Here is a 1,227-nt window from a genome sequence, read left to right on the forward strand (position 1 = left end):
GCTGTGAGTTCAATGGCTCGATGCAACGCTATCCTTAATCAAGGGGGGGACGTTGCCATGAAACGAAGAACTCGTATTAACTACACGCCAGAGCAGAAGGCAATTATCTGGGATAGATATAAACAAGGTGATTCCCTGCATGATATCGCCAGAATGTTCGACAGATTTCATTCTTCTATCATGCCCACAATCCACCAGACAGGTGGCTACCGTCCTCCCGTTCGAAAGCGGCATCGATTAGCGCTTACGCTTGATGAAAGAGAAGAAATATCCAGAGGATTGGTAGCAAAACTCAGTATCAGGGACATCGCTGCCAACTTATCAAGAGCACCCTCAACGATTAGCCGCGAGGTCAGGAGGCACGGAGGTGCCAAGCAATACCGTGCAGCAAAAGCCGACAATGCTGCTTGGAAAAATGCTCTGAGACCAAAACCTTGCAAGCTAATTGAAAGCCCCACATTGTGTAAAATCATTGCAGAGAAGATGCATCAGGACTGGTCGCCGGAACAGATCGCCGGTTGGCTGAAACGCTGTTATCCGGATAATCAGGAAATGCATGTGTCACATGAAACGATTTATAAAACGCTTTTTATACAAACCCGGGGGGCATTAAAAAAAGAGCTGCAGCAATGCCTCAGAAGCGGAAGAGCGGTTCGTAGATCCCGAACGTCATCACTTAAAGGGAAAGGATTAGGGAAAATCCCGAATGCGATACCTATCAGCGAAAGGCCACCGGAAGCCTCAGACAGAGCCATCCCTGGTCACTGGGAAGGTGATCTGATCCAGGGCTCGAAAAACTCCTATATCGTCACCCTCGTAGAACGCCATTCCCGCTTTGTTATGTTAGCCAAAATCAGGGACAACAAGACCATAACGGTTATATCTGCACTCATCAGACAAGCCCGGGAATTACCTGTTGAGCTATATAAAACATTAACCTGGGATCGGGGAGCTGAAATGACCAGCCACACCCGGTTTACTGTAGCAACAGACATCCAGATTTACTTCTGTGATCCTCAATCTCCCTGGCAACGTGGCTCAAATGAAAATACGAACAGGTTGCTAAGACAATATTTTCCAAAAGGAACTGACTTATCGGTTCACAGTCAGCACAGACTAAACAGCGTTGCCAGACAGCTCAACGAAAGACCGAGAAAAACGCTAGACTATGAATCACCCGCAGAACGGTTCAATAAGTGTGTTGCGTCCATCAGTTGAACTCACAGC

General features: G+C 47.4%; 1 protein-coding gene. It reads left to right on the plus strand.

Annotated elements, in window-relative coordinates; all coding sequences use genetic code 11:
* Positions 1–57 precede the first annotated feature (57 nt).
* Positions 58–1,218: an IS30 family transposase gene (locus VI01_RS24470; RefSeq protein WP_045816987.1), complete on the plus strand. Its 1,161-nt coding sequence runs from the start codon at positions 58–60 to the stop codon at positions 1,216–1,218.
* The last annotated feature ends 9 nt before the right edge of the window (positions 1,219–1,227 follow it).

It is taken from the genome of Pantoea sp. SM3 (genome assembly GCF_000963995.1).
Lineage (GTDB): Bacteria > Pseudomonadota > Gammaproteobacteria > Enterobacterales > Enterobacteriaceae > Pantoea > Pantoea rwandensis_B.

Excerpts from the sequence above, each read along its gene's own strand:
- VI01_RS24470 (WP_045816987.1), top strand. The coding sequence starts at position 58 with ATGAAACGAAGAACTCGTATTAACTACACGCCAGAGCAGAAGGCAATT.